General features: G+C 59.7%; 23 protein-coding genes. 9 read left to right on the plus strand and 14 right to left on the minus strand.

Going from position 1 to position 22,048, the window contains the following annotated elements:
- Positions 1-93 precede the first annotated feature (93 nt).
- The 3 genes from H2Z33_RS01725 to H2Z33_RS01735 are packed head-to-tail and all read left to right on the plus strand — an operon-like array spanning position 94 to position 1,933.
- Positions 94-708: a methylthioribulose 1-phosphate dehydratase gene (locus tag H2Z33_RS01725; RefSeq protein WP_017382494.1), complete on the plus strand. Its 615-nt coding sequence runs from the start codon at positions 94-96 to the stop codon at positions 706-708.
- The gene (gene mtnC, locus H2Z33_RS01730) at positions 705-1,394 is read left to right on the plus strand and encodes an acireductone synthase (RefSeq protein ID WP_032647663.1); all 690 of its coding nucleotides are present in this window, start codon (positions 705-707) and stop codon (positions 1,392-1,394) included. Before H2Z33_RS01725 ends, mtnC begins: the two co-directional genes overlap by 4 nt.
- Positions 1,391-1,933, plus strand: coding sequence for a 1,2-dihydroxy-3-keto-5-methylthiopentene dioxygenase (locus tag H2Z33_RS01735; protein WP_023315605.1), 543 nt, complete (start codon positions 1,391-1,393; stop codon positions 1,931-1,933). The genes mtnC and H2Z33_RS01735 overlap by 4 nt, the downstream gene beginning before the upstream one ends.
- 85 nt (positions 1,934-2,018) lie before the next feature.
- Here the strand turns inward: H2Z33_RS01735 and H2Z33_RS01740 are convergent, their stop codons facing one another.
- The gene (locus H2Z33_RS01740) at positions 2,019-2,243 is read right to left on the minus strand and encodes a helix-turn-helix transcriptional regulator (RefSeq protein ID WP_032652941.1); all 225 of its coding nucleotides are present in this window, start codon (positions 2,241-2,243) and stop codon (positions 2,019-2,021) included.
- Positions 2,244-2,349: 106 nt separating this feature from the next.
- Here H2Z33_RS01740 and H2Z33_RS01745 point away from each other — a divergent pair, with 106 nt between their 5' ends.
- On the plus strand, positions 2,350-2,616 hold the full coding sequence (locus H2Z33_RS01745) for a helix-turn-helix domain-containing protein (RefSeq protein WP_032652939.1): 267 nt from the start codon (positions 2,350-2,352) through the stop codon (positions 2,614-2,616).
- Between the two features lie 35 nt (positions 2,617-2,651).
- On the opposite strand, the gene mtnA is transcribed toward H2Z33_RS01745, so the two are convergent.
- Positions 2,652-3,680, minus strand: coding sequence for an S-methyl-5-thioribose-1-phosphate isomerase (mtnA, locus tag H2Z33_RS01750; protein WP_063134782.1), 1,029 nt, complete (start codon positions 3,678-3,680; stop codon positions 2,652-2,654).
- A 102-nt stretch (positions 3,681-3,782) separates the two neighbouring features.
- Here mtnA and mtnK point away from each other — a divergent pair, with 102 nt between their 5' ends.
- Positions 3,783-4,982 carry an S-methyl-5-thioribose kinase gene (gene mtnK / locus H2Z33_RS01755; protein WP_017694331.1) on the plus strand — a complete coding sequence of 400 codons (1,200 nt, stop codon included), beginning with the start codon at positions 3,783-3,785 and terminating at the stop codon, positions 4,980-4,982.
- Between the two features lie 52 nt (positions 4,983-5,034).
- Here mtnK and H2Z33_RS01760 read toward each other — a convergent pair whose 3' ends face one another.
- The 4 genes from H2Z33_RS01760 to H2Z33_RS01775 all read right to left on the minus strand — a co-directional run bounded on the left by H2Z33_RS01760 (position 5,035) and on the right by H2Z33_RS01775 (position 9,947).
- Positions 5,035-6,276 carry an LVIVD repeat-containing protein gene (locus H2Z33_RS01760; protein WP_074133767.1) on the minus strand — a complete coding sequence of 414 codons (1,242 nt, stop codon included), beginning with the start codon at positions 6,274-6,276 and terminating at the stop codon, positions 5,035-5,037.
- A gap of 92 nt (positions 6,277-6,368) precedes the next feature.
- Positions 6,369-7,433, minus strand: a complete 1,065-nt coding sequence (locus H2Z33_RS01765) for a sugar ABC transporter substrate-binding protein (protein ID WP_015571167.1) — start codon at positions 7,431-7,433, stop codon at positions 6,369-6,371.
- A 19-nt stretch (positions 7,434-7,452) separates the two neighbouring features.
- Positions 7,453-8,448, minus strand: a complete 996-nt coding sequence (locus tag H2Z33_RS01770) for an ABC transporter permease (protein ID WP_032103096.1) — start codon at positions 8,446-8,448, stop codon at positions 7,453-7,455.
- Positions 8,445-9,947, minus strand: a complete 1,503-nt coding sequence (locus H2Z33_RS01775; protein WP_063134780.1) for a sugar ABC transporter ATP-binding protein — start codon at positions 9,945-9,947, stop codon at positions 8,445-8,447. Before H2Z33_RS01775 ends, H2Z33_RS01770 begins: the two co-directional genes overlap by 4 nt.
- A gap of 159 nt (positions 9,948-10,106) precedes the next feature.
- On the opposite strand from H2Z33_RS01775, the gene H2Z33_RS01780 reads away from it, so the two are divergent.
- From H2Z33_RS01780 to H2Z33_RS01790, 3 genes are all read left to right on the plus strand, one after another.
- The gene (locus H2Z33_RS01780; RefSeq protein WP_047741145.1) at positions 10,107-11,195 is read left to right on the plus strand and encodes an oxidoreductase; all 1,089 of its coding nucleotides are present in this window, start codon (positions 10,107-10,109) and stop codon (positions 11,193-11,195) included.
- 355 nt (positions 11,196-11,550) lie between these two features.
- Complete coding sequence (locus tag H2Z33_RS01785; RefSeq protein ID WP_015571170.1) at positions 11,551-11,853, plus strand: type II toxin-antitoxin system RelE family toxin; 303 nt, start codon at positions 11,551-11,553, stop codon at positions 11,851-11,853.
- Positions 11,828-12,232: a helix-turn-helix domain-containing protein gene (locus tag H2Z33_RS01790; protein ID WP_063134779.1), complete on the plus strand. Its 405-nt coding sequence runs from the start codon at positions 11,828-11,830 to the stop codon at positions 12,230-12,232. The genes H2Z33_RS01785 and H2Z33_RS01790 overlap by 26 nt, the downstream gene beginning before the upstream one ends.
- Here the strand turns inward: H2Z33_RS01790 and H2Z33_RS01795 are convergent.
- The 7 genes from H2Z33_RS01795 to entC form a co-directional block, all read right to left on the minus strand.
- Positions 12,229-12,426, minus strand: coding sequence for a YbdD/YjiX family protein (locus H2Z33_RS01795; protein WP_006809671.1), 198 nt, complete (start codon positions 12,424-12,426; stop codon positions 12,229-12,231). The genes H2Z33_RS01790 and H2Z33_RS01795 overlap by 4 nt on opposite strands.
- A 60-nt stretch (positions 12,427-12,486) precedes the next feature.
- On the minus strand, positions 12,487-14,592 hold the full coding sequence (gene cstA, locus H2Z33_RS01800; protein ID WP_015571172.1) for a pyruvate/proton symporter CstA: 2,106 nt from the start codon (positions 14,590-14,592) through the stop codon (positions 12,487-12,489).
- Between the two features lie 149 nt (positions 14,593-14,741).
- Positions 14,742-15,155, minus strand: coding sequence for a proofreading thioesterase EntH (gene entH / locus H2Z33_RS01805; protein ID WP_015571173.1), 414 nt, complete (start codon positions 15,153-15,155; stop codon positions 14,742-14,744).
- A complete protein-coding gene (gene entA / locus H2Z33_RS01810; RefSeq protein ID WP_015571174.1) occupies positions 15,155-15,907 on the minus strand; it encodes a 2,3-dihydro-2,3-dihydroxybenzoate dehydrogenase EntA in 753 nt (250 codons plus the stop codon). Before entA ends, entH begins: the two co-directional genes overlap by 1 nt.
- Positions 15,907-16,761, minus strand: a complete 855-nt coding sequence (locus H2Z33_RS01815) for an isochorismatase (protein ID WP_015571175.1) — start codon at positions 16,759-16,761, stop codon at positions 15,907-15,909. Before H2Z33_RS01815 ends, entA begins: the two co-directional genes overlap by 1 nt.
- Before the next feature lie 10 nt (positions 16,762-16,771).
- Positions 16,772-18,382, minus strand: a complete 1,611-nt coding sequence (gene entE, locus H2Z33_RS01820; protein ID WP_017382511.1) for a (2,3-dihydroxybenzoyl)adenylate synthase EntE — start codon at positions 18,380-18,382, stop codon at positions 16,772-16,774.
- A gap of 9 nt (positions 18,383-18,391) precedes the next feature.
- The gene (entC, locus tag H2Z33_RS01825) at positions 18,392-19,567 is read right to left on the minus strand and encodes an isochorismate synthase EntC (protein WP_017382512.1); all 1,176 of its coding nucleotides are present in this window, start codon (positions 19,565-19,567) and stop codon (positions 18,392-18,394) included.
- A 187-nt stretch (positions 19,568-19,754) separates the two neighbouring features.
- Here entC and fepB point away from each other — a divergent pair, with 187 nt between their 5' ends.
- Positions 19,755-20,714: a Fe2+-enterobactin ABC transporter substrate-binding protein gene (gene fepB / locus H2Z33_RS01830; protein ID WP_047637524.1), complete on the plus strand. Its 960-nt coding sequence runs from the start codon at positions 19,755-19,757 to the stop codon at positions 20,712-20,714.
- Between the two features lie 77 nt (positions 20,715-20,791).
- On the opposite strand, the gene entS is transcribed toward fepB, so the two are convergent.
- Complete coding sequence (entS, locus tag H2Z33_RS01835; RefSeq protein ID WP_017382514.1) at positions 20,792-22,018, minus strand: enterobactin transporter EntS; 1,227 nt, start codon at positions 22,016-22,018, stop codon at positions 20,792-20,794.
- Between the last annotated feature and the right edge of the window lie 30 nt (positions 22,019-22,048).

Below are 22,048 nucleotides of genomic sequence, written 5' to 3' on the forward strand. Positions count from 1 at the left end.
TGCTGACACTATAACACGATGTTAGTCTTTGGCAATCAAGACGCTTAGACGTCTAAACGATATAAATATTCCTGACCGAGAGGGTAAAAGGAAATGACAGACAACCTGCAACTCACACACCTGGTCGAGGCCTGCCGCTGGATTGGCGCTAAAGGCTGGGCGCCCGCTACCGGCGGCAATATGTCCGTGCGTCAGGATGAACACCTGTGCTGGCTGAGCGAATCCGGAAAAGATAAAGGCAGCCTGACCACCGCCGATTTTCTACAGGTTGAAATCGCCACCAACCGTGCGCCGTCTGGCCGTAAACCGTCGGCAGAGACCGGGCTGCATACCCTCATCTATCGCCTGTTTCCCGAGGCTAACGCCGTCCTGCACGTTCACACTGTCAATGCCACGGTGCTGTCGCGTCTGGTCAACGAGGCCGAGCTGAAGATCACCGGTTTCGAGATGCAAAAATCCCTTACCGGGCAGACCACGCACCAGGATACGGTGGCCATCCCGGTGTTTGATAACGACCAGGACATCGACGCCCTCGCCTCGCGCATCGCCCATTACGCGCAGGAACGCCCGCTTAATTATGGTTTTCTTCTGCGCGGTCATGGCTTAACCTGCTGGGGACGCGACGTGGCCGAAGCCCGCCGTCATCTGGAAGGGTTAGAATTCTTATTTGAATGCGAAATGCGTTTACGACAATGGGAGAGAGTATGATTCGCGCGATTGTGACGGATATTGAAGGGACCACCAGCGATATCCGTTTTGTCCATGATGTTTTGTTCCCCTACGCGCGTGAGCGGCTGGCGGCCTTTGTGACCGCGCAGCAGTACGCCGAGCCGGTCAAATCGATTCTGGACAACCTGCGCGATGAAATCAGCGCTCCGCATGCCAGCGTCAGCGATCTCATCAACGTACTGTTTACCTTTATGGATGAAGACCGCAAATCGACGGCGCTCAAAGCCCTGCAAGGCATCATCTGGCAGGACGGTTACGTCAACGGTGACTTTACCGGACACCTCTATCCTGACGTACTGCCCGCGCTGGAAAAATGGAAGGCGCAAGGGATTGATCTCTATGTTTATTCCTCTGGCTCCGTCACCGCGCAGAAACTGTTATTTGGCTACAGCGACGAAGGTGATATTACTCATCTGTTCAGCGGCTATTTTGATACCCACATTGGCGCCAAGCGCGAGGTGCAGTCTTATCAAAATATTGCGGCGCAAACGGGCATTGCCCCGTCGCAGATCCTGTTTCTGTCGGATATTCATCAGGAGCTGGACGCAGCTGAGCAGGCGGGTTTTCGTACCCTGCAACTGATTCGCGGTGAAGATGACGGCGCAAGCCATCATCATCAGATCCACCAGTTTGACGAGATCAATCCGGAGCAGATCCCTTCATGAGCGCATTGACCATTTATTCCGATAAAGACGCCAGTCAGCACCAGTGGCACAGCACCGACGCCGCCGAGATTGCCCAACAGCTGAACGCCAAAGGCGTGCGGTTTGAACGCTGGGCTGCGGATCGCGATTTAGGACACGATCCCGCACCAGAAGCCGTGATCGCGGCCTATCAGCATGCGATCGACAAGCTGGTGGCAGAGAAAGGTTACCAGAGCTGGGATGTGATCAGCCTGCGCGCCGACAATCCGCAGAAAGAGGCGCTGCGCGCGAAGTTTCTGAACGAACACACTCACGGTGAAGACGAAGTGCGCTTTTTCGTGGAAGGGGCGGGATTGTTCTGCCTGCACATCGGCGATGAGGTGTATCAGGTGCTGTGCGAGAAAAACGACCTGATTTCCGTTCCCGCGGGCACGCCGCACTGGTTTGATATGGGCTCAGAGCCGAACTTTACGGCGATTCGTATTTTCGATAACCCGGAGGGTTGGGTCGCACAGTTTACCGGGGATGCGATTGCGGATGCGTATCCACGCCTGGCATGATCTTTTCTCCCTCTCCCTTGTGGGAGAGGGCTGGGGTGAGGGGGAACATACGGCTCTGGTGGTCAGTTCCATATTCAGACATTAATCAAATACTGGCGATAATCCTCTGCACATCAGCGCCAACCAGCCTCGCCAGATGCACAAACTCCACTACGTCTAACCTGCGTTCACCACTTTCCACTTTAGCGATAAACGATTGGGGTTTCCCCAAAGCCTCCGCAAGCTGGGCCTGAGTAATCCCCTTCTCTTTACGAGCTTTCTTCAACGCATTGATAACAAGCTGGTATTCTTCTGAATAAACTGAGGCCATTGTTCCGATTCCATACAAATATCCTGAAATCGAATATCCACCTATTGCCTTTTTATCCCAAAACAGGTTAATTGAGTGCGTAACGCAAACCTGTAAGGAGTAAAGAATGCAACGTCAAAACTGGCATCCTGCCGATATTGTTGCGGCATTAAAGAAACAAGGAACAAGCCTGGCAGCGTTGTCACGCAAGGCCGGCCTTTCTTCATCCACATTAGCAAATACACTCTCGCGCCCGTGGCCAAAGGGTGAATTGATTATCGCTCAGGCGTTGAACATTCCACCGGATGTGATATGGCCGGAAAGATATTTTGGTAAAAATGGTGAACGCATATTCCGTCAGATGAGAGCGACCAGGAAAAAAACGTGTCTTTGACATGAACAGCGTTTTCCCCCCTTCGGGGAAGCCCATCAGTTCATGCTGCTCACGAATTTCCCTTTCGCTACCTCGTCCGGCGTGACCACGCCTGTATCCAGCACCCAGCCGCTAATCAGCGAGGCGGGGGTGACGTCAAACGCCGGGTTGTAGACTTGCGCGTTTTCCGGCGCCCACTGCACCACGCCAAAGCTCCCCGCCACGCCCGTCACTTCACTGGCCGCGCGCTGCTCAATCGGGATTGCGTCACCGTTCGGGCAGTCCGGGTCGAGGGTCGTTTGCGGGGCAGCGACGTAGAACGGAATGCCGTGAAACTTCGCCAGCACCGCCAGGGAATAGGTGCCGATTTTGTTCGCCACGTCGCCGTTGGCGGCAATGCGGTCTGCACCCACCCACACGGCGTCCACCTGCCCTTTTGCCATCAGGCTGGCGGCCATGGAGTCGGTAATCAGCTGATACGGTACGCCCAGCTCGCCGAGTTCCCACGCGGTCAGCCTGCCGCCCTGCAATAGCGGACGGGTTTCATCCACCCAGACGTTGCTTACCTTGCCTTCCTGATGCGCGCGAGCAATCACCCCCAGCGCGGTACCGACGCCCGCCGTCGCCAGCCCGCCGGTGTTGCAGTGGGTCAGCAGACGGCTGCCGCGCTTCACCAGCGCTCTGCCCGCACTGGCAATAGCGTCACAGAGCCGTTTGTCTTCGTCAATCAGCCGCAGCGCTTCAGCCACCAGCGCCGGAACATAATCTTCCTGCCACAGCGCCAGCTTCATGCGGTCGAGATTGTTCATCAGGTTCACCGCCGTCGGGCGGGAGGCGCGCAGGGTTTCCAGCGCCACCGCCAGCTCGTCGCGGCTTTTGCCGCTTTCCGCTAACAGCGCCAGCAACAGGCTTGCAGAGAGACCAATCAGCGGCGCGCCGCGCACCCGCAGGGCGTGGATGTGCCCGACCAGCACCTCGACCGTCGAGGCATCCAGCCAGCGTTTCTCCTGTGGAAGCGCCTGCTGGTCGAGAATAAAGAGCTGATTATCCGCCACCCGCAGGCTGGTCGTCTGTAATGTCTGCATGTCGTTAATTCCCTGTTGCGTTGTTGTAGCACATTGTGTCAGGATGAAATCCAGATGTATAGACGTCTACATGTCTTAATTAGCAAAACTGAGGAGCAGGCCATGTCGCAATACCGTACCTTTACCGCTCAGGACGCCGTGGAGTATGCCAGGCAGTTTGGCGGACTTGACGATCCTTCATCGCTGGTAGAGGCGCAGGAAATCGGCGACGGCAACCTCAACCTGGTCTTTAAAATTTTCGACCGCGCGGGCGTGAGCCGCATCGTCGTTAAGCAGGCGCTGCCCTATGTACGCTGCGTCGGCGAATCCTGGCCGCTGACGCTGGATCGTGCCCGTCTTGAAGCGCAAACCCTGGTCGAGCATTACCAGCACAGCCCGCAGCACACGGTGAAAATCCACCACTTTGACCCGGAACTGGCGGTGATGGTGATGGAAGATCTCTCCAGCCATCGCATCTGGCGCGGCGAGCTGATTAACAACATTTACTACCCCCAGGCGGCGCGTCAGCTGGGGGAATATCTGGCTCACACCCTGTTTCACACCAGCGATTTTTATCTGCATCCGCACGATAAAAAAGCGCAGGTAGCGAAATTCATCAACCCGGAGATGTGCGAGATCACCGAAGATCTGTTCTTTAACGATCCGTACCAGATCCACGCGCGCAACAGCTACCCGGCCGAGCTGGAAAACGATGTTGCCGCCCTGCGCGACGACGCCCAGCTTAAAATCGCCGTGGCCTCCCTCAAGCACCGCTTTTTCTCGCACGCCGAAGCCCTGCTGCACGGAGACATTCACAGCGGTTCGATTTTTGTGGCCGACGGCAGCCTGAAGGCCATCGACGCTGAGTTCGGCTATTTTGGGCCGATTGGCTTTGACGTTGGCACCGCCATCGGCAACCTGCTGCTGAACTTCTGCGGCCTGCCTGGGCACCTCGGCATTCGCGATGCCGCCGCCGCGCGCGAGCAGCGCCTGACCGATATTCAGGAACTGTGGAACACCTTCGCGGAGCGCTTCCAGGCGCTGGCAAACGAGAAAGCCCGCGACGCCGCACTCAGCGCGCCGGGCTATGCCTCCGCGTTCCTGAAAAAGGTTTGGCATGACGCCATCGGGTTCTGCGGCACCGAGCTGATTCGCCGCAGCGTCGGGCTTTCACACGTGGCGGATATCGACACCATCCAGGATGAAGCCATGCGCCACGAATGCCTCCGCCATGCAATATCCCTCGGTAAAGCGCTGATTGTCATTGCCGACCGCATCGACAGCGCGGAAGAGCTGGTGGCGCGAGTGCGGCAGTACAGCTGATTTTCTCCCTCTCCCTGTGGGAGAGGGCCGGGGTGAGGGCATCAAACCGCACTCACCCCAGATACTCAATCACCGACATCCCGCCGTTATAATCCGTGCTGTAAATAATCCCCTGCGCATCCACAAACACGTCGCACGACTGGATCACCTGCGGGCGATTCGGCCGCGTGTCCATCATTCTCTCCGGCGCGGCGGGCACCAGCGCCCCCGTTTCCACCGGGCGATACGGATTGGAAATATCGTACGCGCGCACGCCCGCGTTCTGGTACGTCGCGAAGATCAGCGTTGAGCTGACGAAGCTTCCCGGCCGGTTCTCGTGCAGGTTGTGCGGGCCAAAATGCGCCCCTTTCGCCACGTAGTAGGTTTCATCCGGCTGCGGGAAGGTCGAGATGCTGACCGGGTTCGACGGCTCGCGGATATCAAACAGCCAGATCAGCTTTTCGCCGTCTTCCTGATTGTCGAGCACCGCTTCGTCCAGCACCACCAGCAGGTCGCGGTCCGGCAGCGGCAGCGCGGTGTGCGTTCCGCCGCCAAACGGCGGGCTCCAGTTGCGATGGCTAATCAGCTTCGGCTGCGCGCGGTCCTTCACGTCCAGCAGCGTCAGGCCGCCGTCACGCCAGCTGCCATACGCGGTGTCGCCGGCAATAATCGCATGGTGCAGCGCGTAGCGTTTGCCTTCCGGCCAGCCCGGCTTCTCACCTTCGGCCTGGTTCATCCCGGGCAGCCACCAGCGCCCCGCGACTTCAGGCTTACGCGGGTCCGCCAGATCGATAGTCAGGAAAATGTAATCGGTAAAGCCGTCGATCAGCGCTGAAACGTAGGCCCAGCGGCCACCGACGTACCAGATGCGGTGAATGCCGATGCCGCTCAGCGACAGAAAGCCGATTTCGCGCGGCCTGTCCGGCGTGGAGATATCAAAGACGCGAAGCCCGGCGCTCCAGCCTTTATCCTGCACGTCGCTGACGGTCTCCCCCACCTGGCGGGTGTAGTAGACCTTCTCATCGGCAAAACGCGCATCGGCAAACAGATCCCGGGCGTTAATCACCAGCAGCAAATCGTCGTGCGCCTGGAGGTGTACGTTCCAGGTACCCGGCGGCGCGGGCACGTAACCTGCGGCTTTTGGTTTTTTCGGATCGCGCACGTCGACAATGGAAAAGCCCTGCGACACCATATGACCGATATAGGCGAAACCACGGTGCACCATCAGCTGTACACCGTCCGGACGACCGCCCTGGTCGCTATGGCCAATCAGCCGCATATTGCGGCTGTATTCGGGAGGGGGTAATTGAGACACCTTATGCTCCTTACGCCCGGTGGCGCTACGCTTACCGGGCCTACGGGTGCGAAATGTAGGCCCGGTAAGGCGCAGCCGCCACCCGGCTTGGTTTACTTGTTTTTAGCGGCAAGCGTCGCAAACCACGGCGCGATAAAATCTTCCGTCTGGCCCCAGCCTGGAATGATTTTCCCCAGAGACGCCACGTTCACCGCGCCCGGCTGGGCGGTCAGCAGCGCCTGCGGAATAGCCGCCGCCTTGAAATCGTAGGTAGCAGGCGTCGCTTCTCCGGCAATCTTATTGGCTATCAGGCGTACGTTGGTCGCGCCAATCAGCTTCGGATCTACCGCCACGCTCACCTTCCACGGGCTACCCGGCTCGCGCATCAGCTGGAGATCCTGGTTGGAGATGTCGATGCTGTAGAGCTTGATCTCGGTGCGGCCGTTCTCTTTCAGCGCCTTATACGCGCCCTGGCTGAAGGCATCCCAGGTCCCCCAGATGGCGTCGATTTTACCTTTCGGGTATTTCGCGAGGATCGCCCCCACCTTGTTGGCGGTGTCGCCCTGCACGTCCGAGGAGACCGCGCCGATGGACTCCAGCTCTTTAATCTCCGGATACTGTTTTTGCAGTTCTTTGTAGGCCGCCTGACGGCGCTCCATCGGTGGGAAGCCCGCGACCCACAGCTTGACGATATTGGCCTTGCCGTTGAAATCTTTCGCCAGTTGACCAAAAGAGAGGTTGGTCAGGGAGGCATCGTCCTGCTGGGTAACGGTTACGCCCGGGATCTCGCCGTTCACGGCGGTATCAAACACCGAAACTTTAATCCCGGCATCCACCGCCTTCTTTACCAGCGCGGTGGAGTACGGATCGCGCCCCTGAGAGAGAATAATCCCGTCGTATTTCTGGCTGATGGCCTGGTTCACGAAATCCTGGAATCTGGCGTCGTCCCCGTTACTTAAAAACGTGCTGACCTTAAAGCCGAGCTTTTTCCCTTCCTGAATCGCCCCGGCAACAAACTGCGTGGTGTTGTCGTCCGAGCCCAGGTTGCGGATCACCGCAATGCGAATGGGGCCGTCATGGCTGGCAATGGCGGCCGGAACCGGCGCGGGGGTAGCCGCCAGGCCCGGCAAAGAAGTGAGTAATCCAAGAGCTACCAAAGAGAGCGCAATCTTTTTCATTTATTATCCCGTTGTGTTGTCAGCGTTTTTGTATGTAAGTAATCGCCAGTGCCATCGCGAGCACCAGCCCTTTTATAATGTCCATGGCGTAATACGGCACGGAGAGCATCACCAGCCCGTTCGACAGCACGCCGAGGATCACCGCCCCCACCAGCGTGCCCAGCGCGTTCGGCTTGCCGGACCCGGCCAGCGAGAACCCGATCCACGCCGCCGCCACCGCATCCATCAGGTAGCCGCCCCCCGCATTCACCTGCGATGAACCGATACGCGAAGCCAGCAAAATTCCGCCCAGTCCCGCCAGCAGCGAGGCGATCACGTAGGCCGCCACCTTGTAGCGCGTGGTGCGAATACCGGAGAGACGCGCGGCTTCCGGGTTGCCGCCAATGGCGTACATCCGGCGTCCGTGGGTGGTCAGCGACAGGCCCAACTGCGCCAGAATCGTCACCACCAGCATGACGATCACAATGGTCGGCACCTGCCCCAGCAGGCTGAACGCCGCCGGAATGGTCCCTTCCGCCATGTCGCCGCTCGGCAGCACCATGTTCTCGGTAATCGACCCGCCGTAGCTGTAGGTCATCGCCACGCCCTGGATGACAAACAGGCTGGCAAGGGTCGCGAGCATGTCCGGAATGCGCAGGATGACGATCAGAAAGGCGTTAAACAGGCCGACCAGCGTGCAGAGCGCAAGGGTCAGCAGAATCGACTCGGTGGTGCCGAAGCCGTGCCAGACGAAAAGCGAAATCACCAGCGCGTTCGCCAGCGACGCGGTTGACCCCACCGAGAGATCGAACCCGCCGACGGTCAGCGAAATCGAGACGCCGATGGCAATCACCGTCACGATGGCAATCGAGCGCAGAATGTTGATGATGTTGTTCGGATCGAGGAAGCTGTCCGACGCCAGGCCAAACACCGCCACCAGCGCGACGACGGTCAACAGCATGCCCCACCTGTAGAGAAAATCGAAAATCTGCTGACGGCCAGACGCCGCCGCGTTCACTGAAAGGGCCTTGCTCACGACGCCGTTCCTCCGGTTGAATAATAAAGTAGTGTCTCTTCCCGGGCCTCGGCTCCGGCGATTTCCGCCAAGATGCGTCCGTCCCACAGCACGCAGATGCGGTCGCACAGCCCGACCAGCTCGGCGAACTCGCCCGAGGCGTAAATCACCCCTTTGCCCTCGCGCGCCAGGCCGTCGATCAGCTGAAACAGATCGGTTTTGGCCTTCACGTCCACGCCTTTGGTCGGCTCGTCGAATATCAGCACGCTGGCGTCATTGCGCAGCCATTTGCCGATGGCGACCTTCTGCTGGTTACCGCCGGAAAGCCGACGCAGCACCTGCCCCGGCCCGCGCGTGCGCACACCGACGCGGGCGATCACCTCTTCTGCCCAGCGCCACGCCTGACGATGACCAAACAGGCTCCAGCGCGAGAAGCTGTTATCGGCACACACGGCAAGGTTCATGCTCACCGGCTCGTCGATAAAAATGCCCTCTTTGCGCCGCTCCTCCGGCACCAGCGCCAGACCGCGCAGTACCGAGTCTGCCGGATCGCGCGGTTTCCAGGCCTGATGGTTCAGCTCGCCGCGCGCGACGCGGCTTTTGCTGGCGCCAAACAGCGCCTTGCAGAGTTCCGTTTTCCCCGCCCCCGCCAGCCCGGCAATGCCGAGGATTTCACCTTTGCGCAGGTGCAGGGAGATATCTTTCAGCAGCGCATCGTCGTGCAGCCCTTCCACCCGCAGCAGCGTCTCCTCACCGTGCGGCGGGCGCGGGGGCGGATAGATATCGCTCAGCTCGTGGCCGAGCATCTTCTCAACAATCGCTTCGCCGCTCAGATCCGCCATCGGGCCGGACTCAATCAGCCTGCCGTCGCGCAGCACCGTCAGGGTGTCGCAGATGGCCTTCAGCTCGTGAATGCGGTGAGAGATAAACACTACGCCGATACCCTGCTGTTGCAGACGTCTTACTACCGCAAACAGACGCTCACTCTCGTGCGCGTCCAGCGGCGCGGTGGGCTCATCAAGGATGAGAAAACGGCAGTGGTGCGAGAGCGCCCGCGCCAGCAAAATCTGCTGTTTTTCAGCCAGCGTGCAACTGTCGATGGAGCGGCGTACGTCGAGCGAAACATCCAGCTGCGCCAGCGCCTGCCGCGCCTGCTGGCGGATGTCGCGCCAGCTGTAGCGATGCCCCGGATGCGCCAGCTGGTCGAGCATGATGTTTTCGGCAATGCTTAACCCGGGGATGAGCGCCACATCCACCTCCTGCTGCACAAGGTGGATACCCAGCCGTTTGGCGTCCAGCGGCTCGCGGATACTTACCGGCTGGTTGTTAATGCAGATTTCGCCTTCATAACGATCGTGCGTCCCGCACAGCACCGCCATCAGCGTCGATTTCCCCGCGCCGTTGGCGCCGGTCAGCGCATGCACCGACCCGCCGTTCAGGGTGAAATCCACGCGCGACAGGGCCTGAAAGCCGGAAAAGGCCAGGCTGATACCGCGCATCTCAAGGCGACTGGAAACCATCCGCGTAAATCCTTCATTACTCTTCTGATTTAGCGAATTTTTCACAGCTCTTGTTGACTGACAACGACGTAAAAGGCATAAGTTAAAGCAAAATATTATTAGCCATCCGGATGTCCAGACATAACATCGGGTTAGCGCTTGCTAAAAAAGGACAACTTCATGAGCAACACCGATATCCGCGTCGTGCCCGGCCCGGCGAACTACTTCTCTCATCCGGGAAGCCTTGCCCACCTGGATGATTTCTTTACTCCGGAACAGCTTTCCCGCGCGGTGTGGATCTACGGCGAGCGGGCAATCGAGGGCGCACGCCCTTATCTGCCGCAGAGTTTTAACGCGACGGGGGCAAAACATCTGCTGTTTAAGGGCCATTGCAGCGAGCGTGACGTCACCCATCTGGTGAACGAGTCGGGTAGTGAAACCAGCGTGGTGATTGGCGTGGGCGGCGGTGCGGTAATGGATACCGTCAAGGCCGTGGCGCGTCGTCTGAGCGTGCCGTTCGTAGGCATTCCCACTATCGCCGCCACCTGCGCGGCGTGGACCCCGCTCTCCGTCTGGTACAACGATGCCGGTCAGGCGCTACAGTTTGAGATTTTTGACGACGCCAACTTTCTGGTGCTGGTGGAGCCGCAGATCATCCTTAACGCCCCGGCGGAATATCTGCTGGCGGGCATCGGCGATACGCTGGCGAAGTGGTACGAAGCGGCGGTGCTCGCCCCTCAACCTGAGAGTCTGCCGCTGACCGTGCGTCTTGGCCTGAACGGTGCGCTGGCGATCCGTGACGTGCTGCTGGCACGCAGCGAAGAAGCGCTTGCGGATCAGCAGCGCGGCGAACAGACGCAGGCGTTCCGGGACGTGGTGGATGCGATTATTGCCGGAGGCGGAATGGTCGGCGGTCTGGGTGAGCGCTATACCCGCGTGGCGGCGGCGCACGCGGTGCACAACGGCTTAACCGTGCTGCCGCAGACGGAAAAATACCTGCACGGCACCAAGGTGGCCTACGGCATTCTGGTGCAGAGCGCCCTGCTCGGTCAGGACGACGTGCTGGCGCAGCTGGTGGCGGCGTACCAGCGCTTCAATCTGCCGACCACGCTTCGCGAGCTGGACGTCGATATTCACAACCGCGACGAGCTGGATAAGGTCATTGCCCACACCCTGCGCCCGGTGGAGTCGATTCACTATCTGCCGGTGACGTTAACGCCTGAGGTGCTGCGCGCCGCGTTTGCGAAGGTGGAATCCTTCAGCCGTTAATCGCGCCAACGGGCTATACCTAATGATGATTCTCTCCACTCTTGCAACGAGGTCATCATGCAGATCGATTTAACAGGTAAAAAGGCGCTGGTTACTGGCGCCAGTCGTGGGCTGGGGCCGCGGGGCAAATTTCCGGCACCGGTCTGGACGTAGACGGCGGTCTGAACGCCTGATCGCAAATTTACTGTATGCCTCTGTCGCCCGGCAGAGGCCTGTTCGAGCCGCCTCGACGATTCGCGGTTTGCCGCTTTCTCGCGGTTTTTCTCCGCTCTACAGTACCCATAAGAAATTCGGAATTTATCTAATAGTCTTATTATTTCCTTATATTTTGTGTGGGCGTACAGTGGAGGTACGGATGAAGATTGTCTGGTCAAAGACCGCTGAGAAGCAATTTTCTAAAATCGATACGCGATATCAGAACCGCATTAAATTCAGGCTGGAGAAGATGGATGATAAAACATCACCTGTCGCGGATATCAAGAAATTATCATCTCCCGAAAACCACTACAGGCTGCGATTAGGTGATTACAGGGTAATTTACACCTTCGGGGATCCGCCGGGTGATATCTGCTACGTAGTGGCGGTTAAACGCCGGACAACAACCACCTACCTTCATGAGGAGCATACGGAATATGACTGTTCAGTTCATAAAGGATAAAGAAGGGAAAAAACAGTATGTTGTCATTCCTTATAGTGAATATTTTCGCATGCGTTTAGCCACGCTTGAGTATGACGATGAGGATGAAAGCGACTGGGAAGACATCCCTTATGAATCAGATATCTACGATAACGTAGGTTTACCTGGTGAAGTATGCGACATCATGCATAACGAGAACGTCAGCCTACAGGCCGCCTGGCGCATTTTACGCGGCATGTCCCAGCAGGAGGTGGCGGAGAAGCTTGGCATCAGCCAGTCCGCCGTGTCACAGCTGGAAGCGCTGGACTCCCGACCGCAAAAGCGCACCCGCGAAAAGCTGGCGGCAATTTACGGCTGTAAACAGGAGCAGATCAGCCTCTATTTACCAAAAGAGGGTTAACAGCACTTCGCCCCGCCCTTGCCGCCGTAGCGGGCGTCCTGACGGTCGCGGAAAAATTCTTCGTAGGTCATGGGCGTCTGGTCCGGGTGGTTGACGCGCATATGCTCGACGTAGTTGTCGTAATCCGGCACGCCAATCATCATTTTAGCGGCCTGGCCCAGGTATTTACCTGCTTTGGAAAGGGTGTCGAACATAGTTCTGATCTCACAGGAAATGTAGGCCGGGTAAGGCGAAGCCGCCACCCGGCACACGGGTTAATGCGCCCCTTTCGCCTGGGTGACAATCTCGTCCAGGTTCTCAGGCATTGGCTCATACGGCGTCTCTTTCGCCGTCGGTTTGTCGACTTTCAACGCCGCCAGCGCGGTTTTCAGAGAATACAACGCCAGCACCACAACCACCACCATAAAGAAGATGGTCAGCCCGGCGTCCAGACGGTTGTTAAACACCAACTGCGACAGTTGAGATTCGGTGTACTGTGCCGGGATCTTACCGCTGTCGATCATCGCCTGGAACTTGTTGGCGATCGCCAGGAAGCCCACCTTATTGTCCGGGCTGAAGGCTTTCTGCCAGCCCGCGGTCAGGGTACAGATCAGCAGCCACGCCGTTGGCACCAGCGCCACCCATGCGTAACGCTGGCGCTTCATCTTGAACAGGACTACGGCACAGAGCATCAGGGCCATGCCCGCCAGCATCTGGTTGGCGATACCGAACAGCGGCCACAGGGTGTTAATCCCGCCCAGCGGATCGACCACGCCCTGATGCAGGAAGTAGCCCCACGCCAGCACGCACAGCGCCGTCGCCAGCAGGTTAGCCGGGAGTGAATCGGTACGCTTCAGGTTCGGGGAGATCACCCCCAGCAGATCCTGCAACATAAAGCGCGCCGCACGCGTACCGGCATCCACCGCCGTCAGAATAAACAGCGCCTCGAACAGAATGGCGAAGTGATACCAGAACGAGACATCCATCAGCCCGCCCAGCGCGCCGTGCAGAATGTAGGCCATGCCCACCGCCAGCGTTGGCGCCCCGCCTGCGCGGGAGATAATTGACTGCTCGCCGACCTCATTAGCGATATGCGTCAACGTTTCAGGGGTAATCGCAAAGCCCCAGCCGCTGACCACCTGCGCGGCAGAGGCAACCACGTCAACGGTGCCGGCCGGGGCCAGTACCGCCATTGGGCTGTTCATCGCAAAGTAAACGCCCGGGTCAATAATACAGGCCGAAACCAGCGCCATAATCGCCACGAAGGATTCCATCAGCATGCCGCCGTAGCCAATCAGGCAGGCCTGATTTTCATTCGCCAGCATCTTCGGCGTGGTTCCGGAGGCGATCAGCGCGTGGAAGCCCGACACCGCGCCGCAGGCGATGGTGATAAACAGGAACGGGAACAGGTTACCGGTCCAGACCGGGCCGGTGCCGTCAATAAATTTGGTCAGCGCAGGCATGGTCAGGGTCGGGCGCATAATCAGAATGCCGATCGCCAGCCCGACGATGGTGCCGATTTTCAGGAAGGTAGAGAGGTAGTCACGCGGGGCCAGCAGCAGCCATACCGGCAGCACCGCCGCCACGAAGCCGTAGCCCACCAGCATCCAGGTCAGTTGCACGCCGGTGAAGTCGAAGAACGGCGCCCAGGTCGGGCTTTCCGCTACCCAGCCGCCGGAGATAATGGCAAACACCAGGAACACCAGGCCAATAACTGAAACTTCACCAATGCGCCCCGGACGCAGATAGCGGATATAGATCCCCATAAACAGCGCCAGCGGAATGGTGAAGGCGACGGTATAGGTTCCCCACGGGCTGTGGGTCAAGGCTTTCACCACGATCATCGCCAGCACCGCGAGGATGATCACCATGATCATAAAGGTCGCCACCAGCGCAATCACCCCGGCGGTTGCGCCCATCTCCTCTTTCACCAGCTCACCCAGCGAACGACCGTCGCGGCGGGTGGAGACGAACAGCACCATGAAGTCCTGCACCGCGCCCGCCAGCACCACCCCCGCGAGGATCCAGATCATCCCTGGCAGGTAGCCCATCTGCGCGGCCAGTACCGGCCCCACCAGCGGGCCTGCCCCGGCAATCGCCGCGAAATGGTGACCGAACAGCACTTTTTTATCGGTCGGCACGTAGTCCAGACCGTCGTTATGACGCACGGCCGGCGTCATGCGCGTGCCGTCTACGCCCAGTACCGTCTTAGCGATATAGCGGCCATAAAAACGGTATGCGATCAGATAAATGCAGACGGAGGCGACGACGATCCACAGCGCGTTGATCTGCTCCCCCCGGTTGAGGGCGATATAGCCCAGGGCAAAGGCTCCCACCACGGAGAGCACCGCCCACGTAAGGTATTTCCCTGAGTTGTTCATAGTTGTTGTCCGTTGTTGTGAAACAGTGAGATGTTACATTTTGTTTCTAGAACAACGGATAAAATTTAACAACTTTGAAACGCAATAATGCGTGGCCAAACCAGAGATTTACACCACAGTGTTAAGCCGATCACTTTCAGCTGAATGACTTACCCCAACACCATCGTACTCAACCGACAGGTACAGCACCGCCGCCCCTGCTCGTCGAACACCACGATCTCCCAGCTCTGGCTGGAACGGCCCAAATGCAGCGGCTGACACACGCCGCGTACCTTACCGTGAGAGACCGCGCGGTGGTGCGTGGCATTCAGTTCCGTGCCCACCACGTTCTGCCCGTCACGGGTCATCAGAAAACCGGCCATTGAGCCCAGCGTTTCCGCCAGCGCCGCCGAGGCGCCGCCATGCAGCAGGCCAAACGGCTGGTGGGTGCGGGCATCCACCGGCATCTCCGCTTCCAGCGTATCGTCCCCGAGGCGGGTATAGACGATGCCAAGGTGCCCCACCATCGTATTCAGGCTGGTGGCATTCAGCTCCTCGAGCGTTAAATGACGTTTCCAGATCATTACGCCCCCAGCGTGGAGCCGCCGTCCACCACGATATCCTGCAAGGTGATATGGCTGGCGGCATCGGATGCCAGGAACAGCACGGTCGCAGCAATCTCCTGTGGACGGGCAATTTTACCGAGCGGAATGCCGAGCTTGAACTGCTCGCCAAAGCCGCGAATGCGCCGCTGTTCCGCATCATCGCTGGTCCACAGGGTGCGCTGCATGTCGGTATCCGTTGAACCCGGCGACACCAGGTTACAGCGTACGCCGCTGCCCGCCAGCTCCAGCCCGACGGTCAGCGCCAGGCTTTTCAGCGCCGCTTTCGACGCGCCGTAGGCGCTCATGCCGATGCGCGGCGTGTGCGCCGCGTCAGAGGCCACCGTCACAATCGCCCCCCCCTGCTGATGACGGAACTGACCCATCGTCTGCTGGAACAGGTTGAACGCGCCGCCGACGTTGACCGCAAAGGTCTGCTGCCAGTCCTCCTGCGAGAGCTGATCCGTGGCGCCCATACGCAGAATGCCCGCCGCGTTAACCAGCACATCGAGCCGCTCAAGGCTGCTGAGCAAACGCCCGCAGACGTCACTCGCCTGCGCCGCATCCGCCACGTCCAGCGTTTCGGTGGCAAACGGATATTCGCCGTGAGGGAAAGCCAGATCGAACCCGGTCACCTGCGCCCCGGCCTCCACAAATGCCAGCGCGGTCGCATAACCAATGCCCTTACCCGCGCCCGTCACCCAGACCGTTTTACCGGTGAAATCAAAAGCCATCACTTCACCTCGCGGGAGAGCAGCGCCCACCAGGCATCGAGGGTCGGATTTTTTGCCAGCATCACGAAATCAATGTCGCCGTGCACTTTGCGCCAGCGGGCGGCCAGCGCCATCATCCGCACTGAATCCAGACCGTAGTCGATCAGGTTTTCGTCATCCATCGGCTCGTCGGACTCGTCCAGCAGCGGCAGGATCAGCTCACGCAGCGCGGCTTTCGTTGTCGGAACGGACGGCAGCAGCTCGTCGGTCATCACCACGCGGCCCGAACGTCCTGCCACGTATTTCAGCGACATCAGGTGCTCGTCGCGGGTGAAATCCGCCAGCGCGTCGGCGATAAAGAACGGTTTGATGTCGCGCATAAAGGCGTCGGTGGCGGTGGTCATGCAGCCGATGTGGGCGTACACGCCGGTGATCAAAAGCTGGTTGCGCCCGGTCTCTTTAAGCATCTGCTCCAGCGGCGAGCGGTGAAACGCGCTGTAGCGCCACTTCACCAGCACGGTGTCCGCTTCGTCCGGGGTCAGCTCAGCGACGATGCGCTGCTGCTCCGGCGAGCGAGTCAGGCCCGGCCCCCACATATCGTTCAGCAGGGCGCGGTCTTCATCGCTCTGATCTTTCGGCTGCGCGGTGTAGTACACCGGAATATTGTGCTCTTTGCAGTACGCGCGCAGTTTAGCGATGTTCGCCACTACCTGCTGCATCATGTCGCTATTTTCGCCCCAGAAGTTCAGGAAGTACTCCTGCATATCGTGGATCAGCAGCGCGGCGCGCTCCGGTTCAAACGCCCAGTTCACTTTACTGGTCGGCAGTTCGGCGGCGGTTGGCAGCGCGTATGCGGTTAATTTTGGAATGGCCATTCTCTGTTCCTCAGCCCCGGGCGCGTTCAGCAAGCCACAGGCGCAACTGTTTCTTATCAACTTTGCCGACCGGCGTGAGCGGAAGCGCATCCACGCTCTCCACGCGGTCCGGCAGCTTAAATTCGGCGACGCCCTGCTCGCGCAGGAAGCGGCGCACCTCCACCGCGCGCAGGGGCTGTTTCACCACCAGGTACGCGCAGCTTTTTTCGCCCAGCAGGCTGTCCTCCATGCTCACCAGCGCGGCGTGGATCACCGCGTCGTGGCGCAGCAGCAGGTTTTCGATCTCTTCGGCGGCGATCTTCTCGCCACCGCGGTTGATCTGATCTTTCTCGCGCCCCTGCACGGTGATGTAACCCTGCTCATCGATGGCGATCAGATCGCCCGAGCAGTAGAAACCGTTGGCATCAAAGGCGCTGGCGTTGTGTTCCGGGCTATTGAAATAGCCGCGGAAGGTGTAAGGGCCGCGCGTCATCAGACGCCCGACTTCCCCGCGCGGCAGCGGGTTGCCGTCCTCGTCCGCCACCCACACTTCATCGTCCGGGCACATCGGGCGGCCCTGGGTATTGATGATGCGCTCCGGCGCATCGTCGAGGGCGGTGTAGTTCACCAGCCCTTCCGCCATGCCAAACACCTGCTGAAGCTGGCAGCCAATTTCCGCCGGAATACGTGCCGCAAGCGTGGCGGAGAGACGTGCGCCGCCTACCTGGAGCAGTTCGAGGGATTTCAGCTGGGCGTTCCCCGCGCCGTCGGCAATCGCCTGCAACCACAGGCTGACCGCGGGCGGCACCAGTGAGGTGACGTTTATCTGATGCTGCTCAATCAGCGGGAAGCAGAGCGTGGCGCTCGGATCGTTAGCCAGCACCACGCAGCCGCCCGCCGTGAAAACGCCTAACGATCCCGGCGAGCTCATGGCGTAGTTATGCGCCGCAGGAAGCGCGTTCAGATAGCGGGTGTGCGCAGTGATACCGCAGATTTCGTTGCTGCGACGGATGCTGTAGTCGTAGTCGTTGTGCGTACGCGGGATCAGCTTCGGCGTGCCGGTGCTGCCGCCGGAGAGCTGGAAGAACGCCACTTCGTCGGCGGGCGTCGGGTTCGGGATGAAATTGTCCGCCGGGCGTGCAATCGCCGCCTCCAGCGCGTGTTCGCCCTTATCGCCGCGTAGCAGCACAACGCGTACCGAGCGATGCGCATCCACAAAGGTATTGAGAAAATCATCACCCGCGAACAGCGTGTGGTCGCGATCGGCAATCAGCACGGCGGGTTTGATCTGCTCCGCGTAGGCGTTGAGTTCGCTGCGCTGATGGCTAAAGAGCGCGTTAACCGGTGCGACGCCGATTTGCAGCAGCGCGAAGAAGGTGATGTAGAACTCGGCCACGTTGCCGAGCTGCACCAGCGCGGTCTCGCCGCGATGCAGCCCCTGCGCCTGAAGGACAGACGCCAGATTCGTCACCGCCTGATTAAACGCGCGGTAGGTGATGCGGCGATCGCCGTCAATTATCGCGACCGCATCGTTGTCCGCATGGTCCGTCAGGATGTGGGTCAGCGGCAGATCCTGCCAGTAGCCTTTTTCACGGTAGCGGCGGGCAAAATCCTCAGGCCAGCGGGTAAAAGGGATGGTCATGAGTATTCCTTAGTGCAAACCAAACACGTTGAGCATGGTGGAGAGCTTCACGCCCGTCTCGCGCCACTCGCCCACCGGGGAGGAAGCAGGCACAATGCCCGCGCCGGCAAACAGGCGAACGGTATTTTGATGCAGCCGCGCGCAGCGGATAGTTACCACCCACTCGCCGTTACCTTCGCTGTCGCACCAGCCGACGATGCCGCCGAACAGCTCACGATCGAACGGCTCCAGCTCGGCAATCAGCTCTTTTGCCGCCTGATGCGGGAAGCCGCTCAGCGCTGGCGTCGGGTGCAGCAGGCAGGCCAGCGTCAGGGCGTTCTCGTTTTCACGCGCGTCACCTTCTACCGGCGTCGCCAGATGCCACAGCGTCGGGGTGGTGATGAGCTGCGGGGAAGCCGGCATGGTCAGATGATGGCTGCGCGGTTCCAGAATGGTTTTCATCGCCTGCGTTACCAGGTCGTGCTCGTGACGGTCTTTTTCGGAGGCCAGCAGCTTAGTGCCCGCTTCGCGATCCAGCACATCGTCCGGCTGACGGCGCGCAGAGCCCGCCAGCGGCAGCGAGCTAAAGTGCGCGCCCTCTTTACGCAGCAGCAGTTCCGGGCTGGCGCCCAGCAGCACGCCGCCGTCTTCCAGCGGTACGTGGAAGTTAAAGCTAGCCGGGTTCTGGGCGATAAGACGCTCCATCAGCGCGCTGCTATCAATCTGTTTGTCGGTGGCGATATCAATCAGGCGCGACAGTACCACCTTATTCACCTGCGGCGTGGCGGTGAGCGACGCGGCGCGGGCGACCATCTCCTCGAAAACCGGCTGCGGCGGGATCTCGGTGCGTTGTTGCACATTCAGCGTCTGCGCGCCGGAGGCGTAGCGTGCGGACTGCTGACGCGCCGGGCGGGAGAAGGTTTGCCAGCGTTGCGGAATAAACAGCGATGACGGTTTGCGGGTATCGAAGGGGATCGCCCCTACCATCACCGGATGGGCAATGCCGCTATTTTTCGCATTCTGGAAAGCCTGAGCTAATTTCTGCTGAAAGGGGCCCGCCGGATCGTCACCGCCGACGGCGGGTTCAGAAAAACGGGCAAAACAGCCTGACGTGGTAAAACTGCGATAGGGCGACATAAAGAAAAAGCTGTCTGATTGCAGCGTGGTCGCGGTGTGCTGAAGGTCCTCAGCCAATGACGTATCCATATCATCCTCCTAAAATGATAAAAGCAGTAATAATGATTATCATTTATATTTTCGTCGGCTAACCTAATCCCACATCGCCCTGGTGTCAACCGCAGAGCAAACAACTTGTGCGACTAACGCTTGCATACCTTCCCCGCAATCATGAAAATGAGAAGCATTAACTTCAACAAAAACAGGATGCCGCTCTGTGAAACTCCCTGCCGTTTGCCGTAATGCCTTTCTTTTAACAGGACTTTTTGTTTTAGGACTAACCTCAGCGACGGCCGCCGACTGGCCGCGTCAGGTCACAGACAGCCGCGGCGTTCATACGCTTGAGAGCAAACCGACGCGCATTGTTTCCACCAGCGTGACCCTAACCGGCTCCCTGCTGGCCATTGACGCCCCGGTTATTGCCAGCGGAGCCACCACGCCAAACAACCGCGTGGCGGATGCACAGGGCTTTTTACGTCAGTGGGGCGATATCGCGAAACAGCGTAAGGTTGCCCGGCTGTACATCGGCGAGCCGAGCGCCGAAGCCGTCGCGGCCCAGATGCCGGACCTGATTTTGATCAGCGCCACCGGCGGGGATTCCGCGCTGGCACTCTACGATCAGCTTTCCGCCATCGCCCCGACGCTTATCATTAACTACGACGACAAAAGCTGGCAGGAACTGCTGACCCAGCTGGGGACGATCACCGGGCAGGAAACACAGGCCGCAGAGCGCATCGCTGCCTTCGATAAACAGCTCGCTCAGGTGAAGCAGCAGATGAAGCTGCCGCCGCAGCCGGTGAACGCCATCGTCTACACCGCCGCGGCGCACACGGCGAACCTGTGGACGACAGACTCGGCTCAGGGCAAGCTGCTGCACCAGCTGGGCTTCACGCTGGCGGCGTTACCTGATGGATTGCACACCTCGCAAAGCCAGGGCAAGCGTCACGACATTATTCAGCTGGGCGGGGAAAACCTGGCGACGGGGCTGAACGGCCAAGGGCTGTTCGTGTTTGCCGGCGACCAGAAAGACGTGGACGCGATTTACGCCAATCCGCTGCTGGCGCATCTGCCGTCGGTCAAGAACAAGCGCGTCTGGGCGCTGGGAACGGAGACGTTCCGCCTGGATTATTACAGCGCGTTGTTGGTGTTGCAGCGTTTGAATTCAATTTTTAAATAAGTGGCACGTTTCCCGTAGGCCCGGTAAGCGCAGCGCCACCGGGCGTTTTGTCGGGTGGCGGCTACGCCTTACCCGACCTACAGGTTCTGCCTGAACCGACGCAACTCCACCAAAACCGCCAATAAAATTACGCCAACCACGGCTAACACAAACCCGCTGCTGCTCGCCGACGCCACCGGGGTCATTATCGCCCCCAGCCCGCCGAGGATCGCTGCGCCAATCGCATCGCCCGTGACGTTCTGCGCCGTCCACAGGCCGTTAATGCGCCCGAGCATTCCTTCCGGCGTCTGGGTCTGGATCAGGGTGTACTGTAAAAGAGAGCTGACCGCGCTCAGCCAGCCAAAAATCACCAGACACATCACCCCCAGCGCCCACACCGGCATCAGGCTGAAGAAACCAATCGCGATAAACGAGGCCAGCGTCGCCACCAGCATGATTAACCCCGGTCTCGCGCTCTGCGCCAGGTTTCCGCTGGTCAGCGCCCCGCACGCGGCGCCGAGCGGAATGGCGGCGTACAGCACGCCAATCTCTGAGGCGCTCATCTGCCACTCGCCCGCCAGCGCCGGGTACAACACGCGCACGGCGCTCGCCATCGTCAGCAGGCCGCCGAGCAGCGCAATGCCGCCAATCAGCGGGTTGCTGAACAGAAAACGAATCGCGGCCATCAGGGACTTCAGCGGATGCTCGCGCGGCTGCGGCGGCGGTGGCAGGAGCGGCAGACGCAGCAGCGTCAGGGTGGTGATAAAGGTTCCCGCCGCGGCAAGGCCGTAGTTCCACGCCACGTTGCCGGTCGCCAGAAGCAGGCCGCCGACCATCGGCGAAATCACCGAACCGAGGCGCACGGTGAGCATGGTGATCGCCCCCGCCTGCATCAGGTTTTCGCGCCCGACCAGCGCGGGCGTGGCCGCCAGCAGCGCCGTCACGCCTAACGAGGCAAAAAAGCCGTCCCACAGGCCCAGGGCATAAATCGCCATCAGCGACGGCTCCGGCAGCATTGCGTTCAGACACAGCCCGACAAAGCCCACCCCGCAGGTGCCGCGCGCCAGCAGGATCAGTTTTTTACGCTCGTAGCGGTCCGCCAGTACGCCGCCCACCATCAGGCCGATAAACATCGCCCCGCCGGTTAAGGTGACGGATAACCCCACCAGCCAGCTGGAGTGGGTCATGGTCTGGATCTGTACCGGCACGGCGACCCCGAGCAGGCCGAGGGATAAAATGGAGATAAAGCGGGCGATAAAAACCGCTCGAAACGCCGGGTGCGTTTTCAGCAGGCTGAGGTTGAGCAGCCAGGATTTTTGATTCATGACAAGGCCTTGAGGTATCGGTCTACCATT

Source organism: Enterobacter sp. YSU (genome assembly GCF_016082135.1).
GTDB lineage: Bacteria > Pseudomonadota > Gammaproteobacteria > Enterobacterales > Enterobacteriaceae > Enterobacter > Enterobacter hormaechei_C.

What these genes read in the sequence shown, in the direction of transcription:
- H2Z33_RS01725 (WP_017382494.1), top strand. Translation starts at nt 94, where the DNA reads ATGACAGACAACCTGCAACTCACACACCTGGTCGAGGCCTGCCGCTGG.
- mtnC (WP_032647663.1), top strand. Translation starts at nt 705, where the DNA reads ATGATTCGCGCGATTGTGACGGATATTGAAGGGACCACCAGCGATATC.
- H2Z33_RS01735 (WP_023315605.1), top strand. Translation starts at nt 1,391, where the DNA reads ATGAGCGCATTGACCATTTATTCCGATAAAGACGCCAGTCAGCACCAG.
- H2Z33_RS01740 (WP_032652941.1), bottom strand. Translation starts at nt 2,243, where the DNA reads ATGGCCTCAGTTTATTCAGAAGAATACCAGCTTGTTATCAATGCGTTG.
- H2Z33_RS01745 (WP_032652939.1), top strand. Translation starts at nt 2,350, where the DNA reads ATGCAACGTCAAAACTGGCATCCTGCCGATATTGTTGCGGCATTAAAG.
- mtnA (WP_063134782.1), bottom strand. Translation starts at nt 3,680, where the DNA reads ATGCAGACATTACAGACGACCAGCCTGCGGGTGGCGGATAATCAGCTC.
- mtnK (WP_017694331.1), top strand. Translation starts at nt 3,783, where the DNA reads ATGTCGCAATACCGTACCTTTACCGCTCAGGACGCCGTGGAGTATGCC.
- H2Z33_RS01765 (WP_015571167.1), bottom strand. Translation starts at nt 7,433, where the DNA reads ATGAAAAAGATTGCGCTCTCTTTGGTAGCTCTTGGATTACTCACTTCT.
- H2Z33_RS01775 (WP_063134780.1), bottom strand. Translation starts at nt 9,947, where the DNA reads ATGGTTTCCAGTCGCCTTGAGATGCGCGGTATCAGCCTGGCCTTTTCC.
- H2Z33_RS01780 (WP_047741145.1), top strand. Translation starts at nt 10,107, where the DNA reads ATGAGCAACACCGATATCCGCGTCGTGCCCGGCCCGGCGAACTACTTC.
- H2Z33_RS01785 (WP_015571170.1), top strand. Translation starts at nt 11,551, where the DNA reads ATGAAGATTGTCTGGTCAAAGACCGCTGAGAAGCAATTTTCTAAAATC.
- H2Z33_RS01790 (WP_063134779.1), top strand. Translation starts at nt 11,828, where the DNA reads ATGACTGTTCAGTTCATAAAGGATAAAGAAGGGAAAAAACAGTATGTT.
- H2Z33_RS01795 (WP_006809671.1), bottom strand. Translation starts at nt 12,426, where the DNA reads ATGTTCGACACCCTTTCCAAAGCAGGTAAATACCTGGGCCAGGCCGCT.
- cstA (WP_015571172.1), bottom strand. Translation starts at nt 14,592, where the DNA reads ATGAACAACTCAGGGAAATACCTTACGTGGGCGGTGCTCTCCGTGGTG.
- entH (WP_015571173.1), bottom strand. Translation starts at nt 15,155, where the DNA reads ATGATCTGGAAACGTCATTTAACGCTCGAGGAGCTGAATGCCACCAGC.
- entA (WP_015571174.1), bottom strand. Translation starts at nt 15,907, where the DNA reads ATGGCTTTTGATTTCACCGGTAAAACGGTCTGGGTGACGGGCGCGGGT.
- H2Z33_RS01815 (WP_015571175.1), bottom strand. Translation starts at nt 16,761, where the DNA reads ATGGCCATTCCAAAATTAACCGCATACGCGCTGCCAACCGCCGCCGAA.
- entE (WP_017382511.1), bottom strand. Translation starts at nt 18,382, where the DNA reads ATGACCATCCCTTTTACCCGCTGGCCTGAGGATTTTGCCCGCCGCTAC.
- entC (WP_017382512.1), bottom strand. Translation starts at nt 19,567, where the DNA reads ATGGATACGTCATTGGCTGAGGACCTTCAGCACACCGCGACCACGCTG.
- entS (WP_017382514.1), bottom strand. Translation starts at nt 22,018, where the DNA reads ATGAATCAAAAATCCTGGCTGCTCAACCTCAGCCTGCTGAAAACGCAC.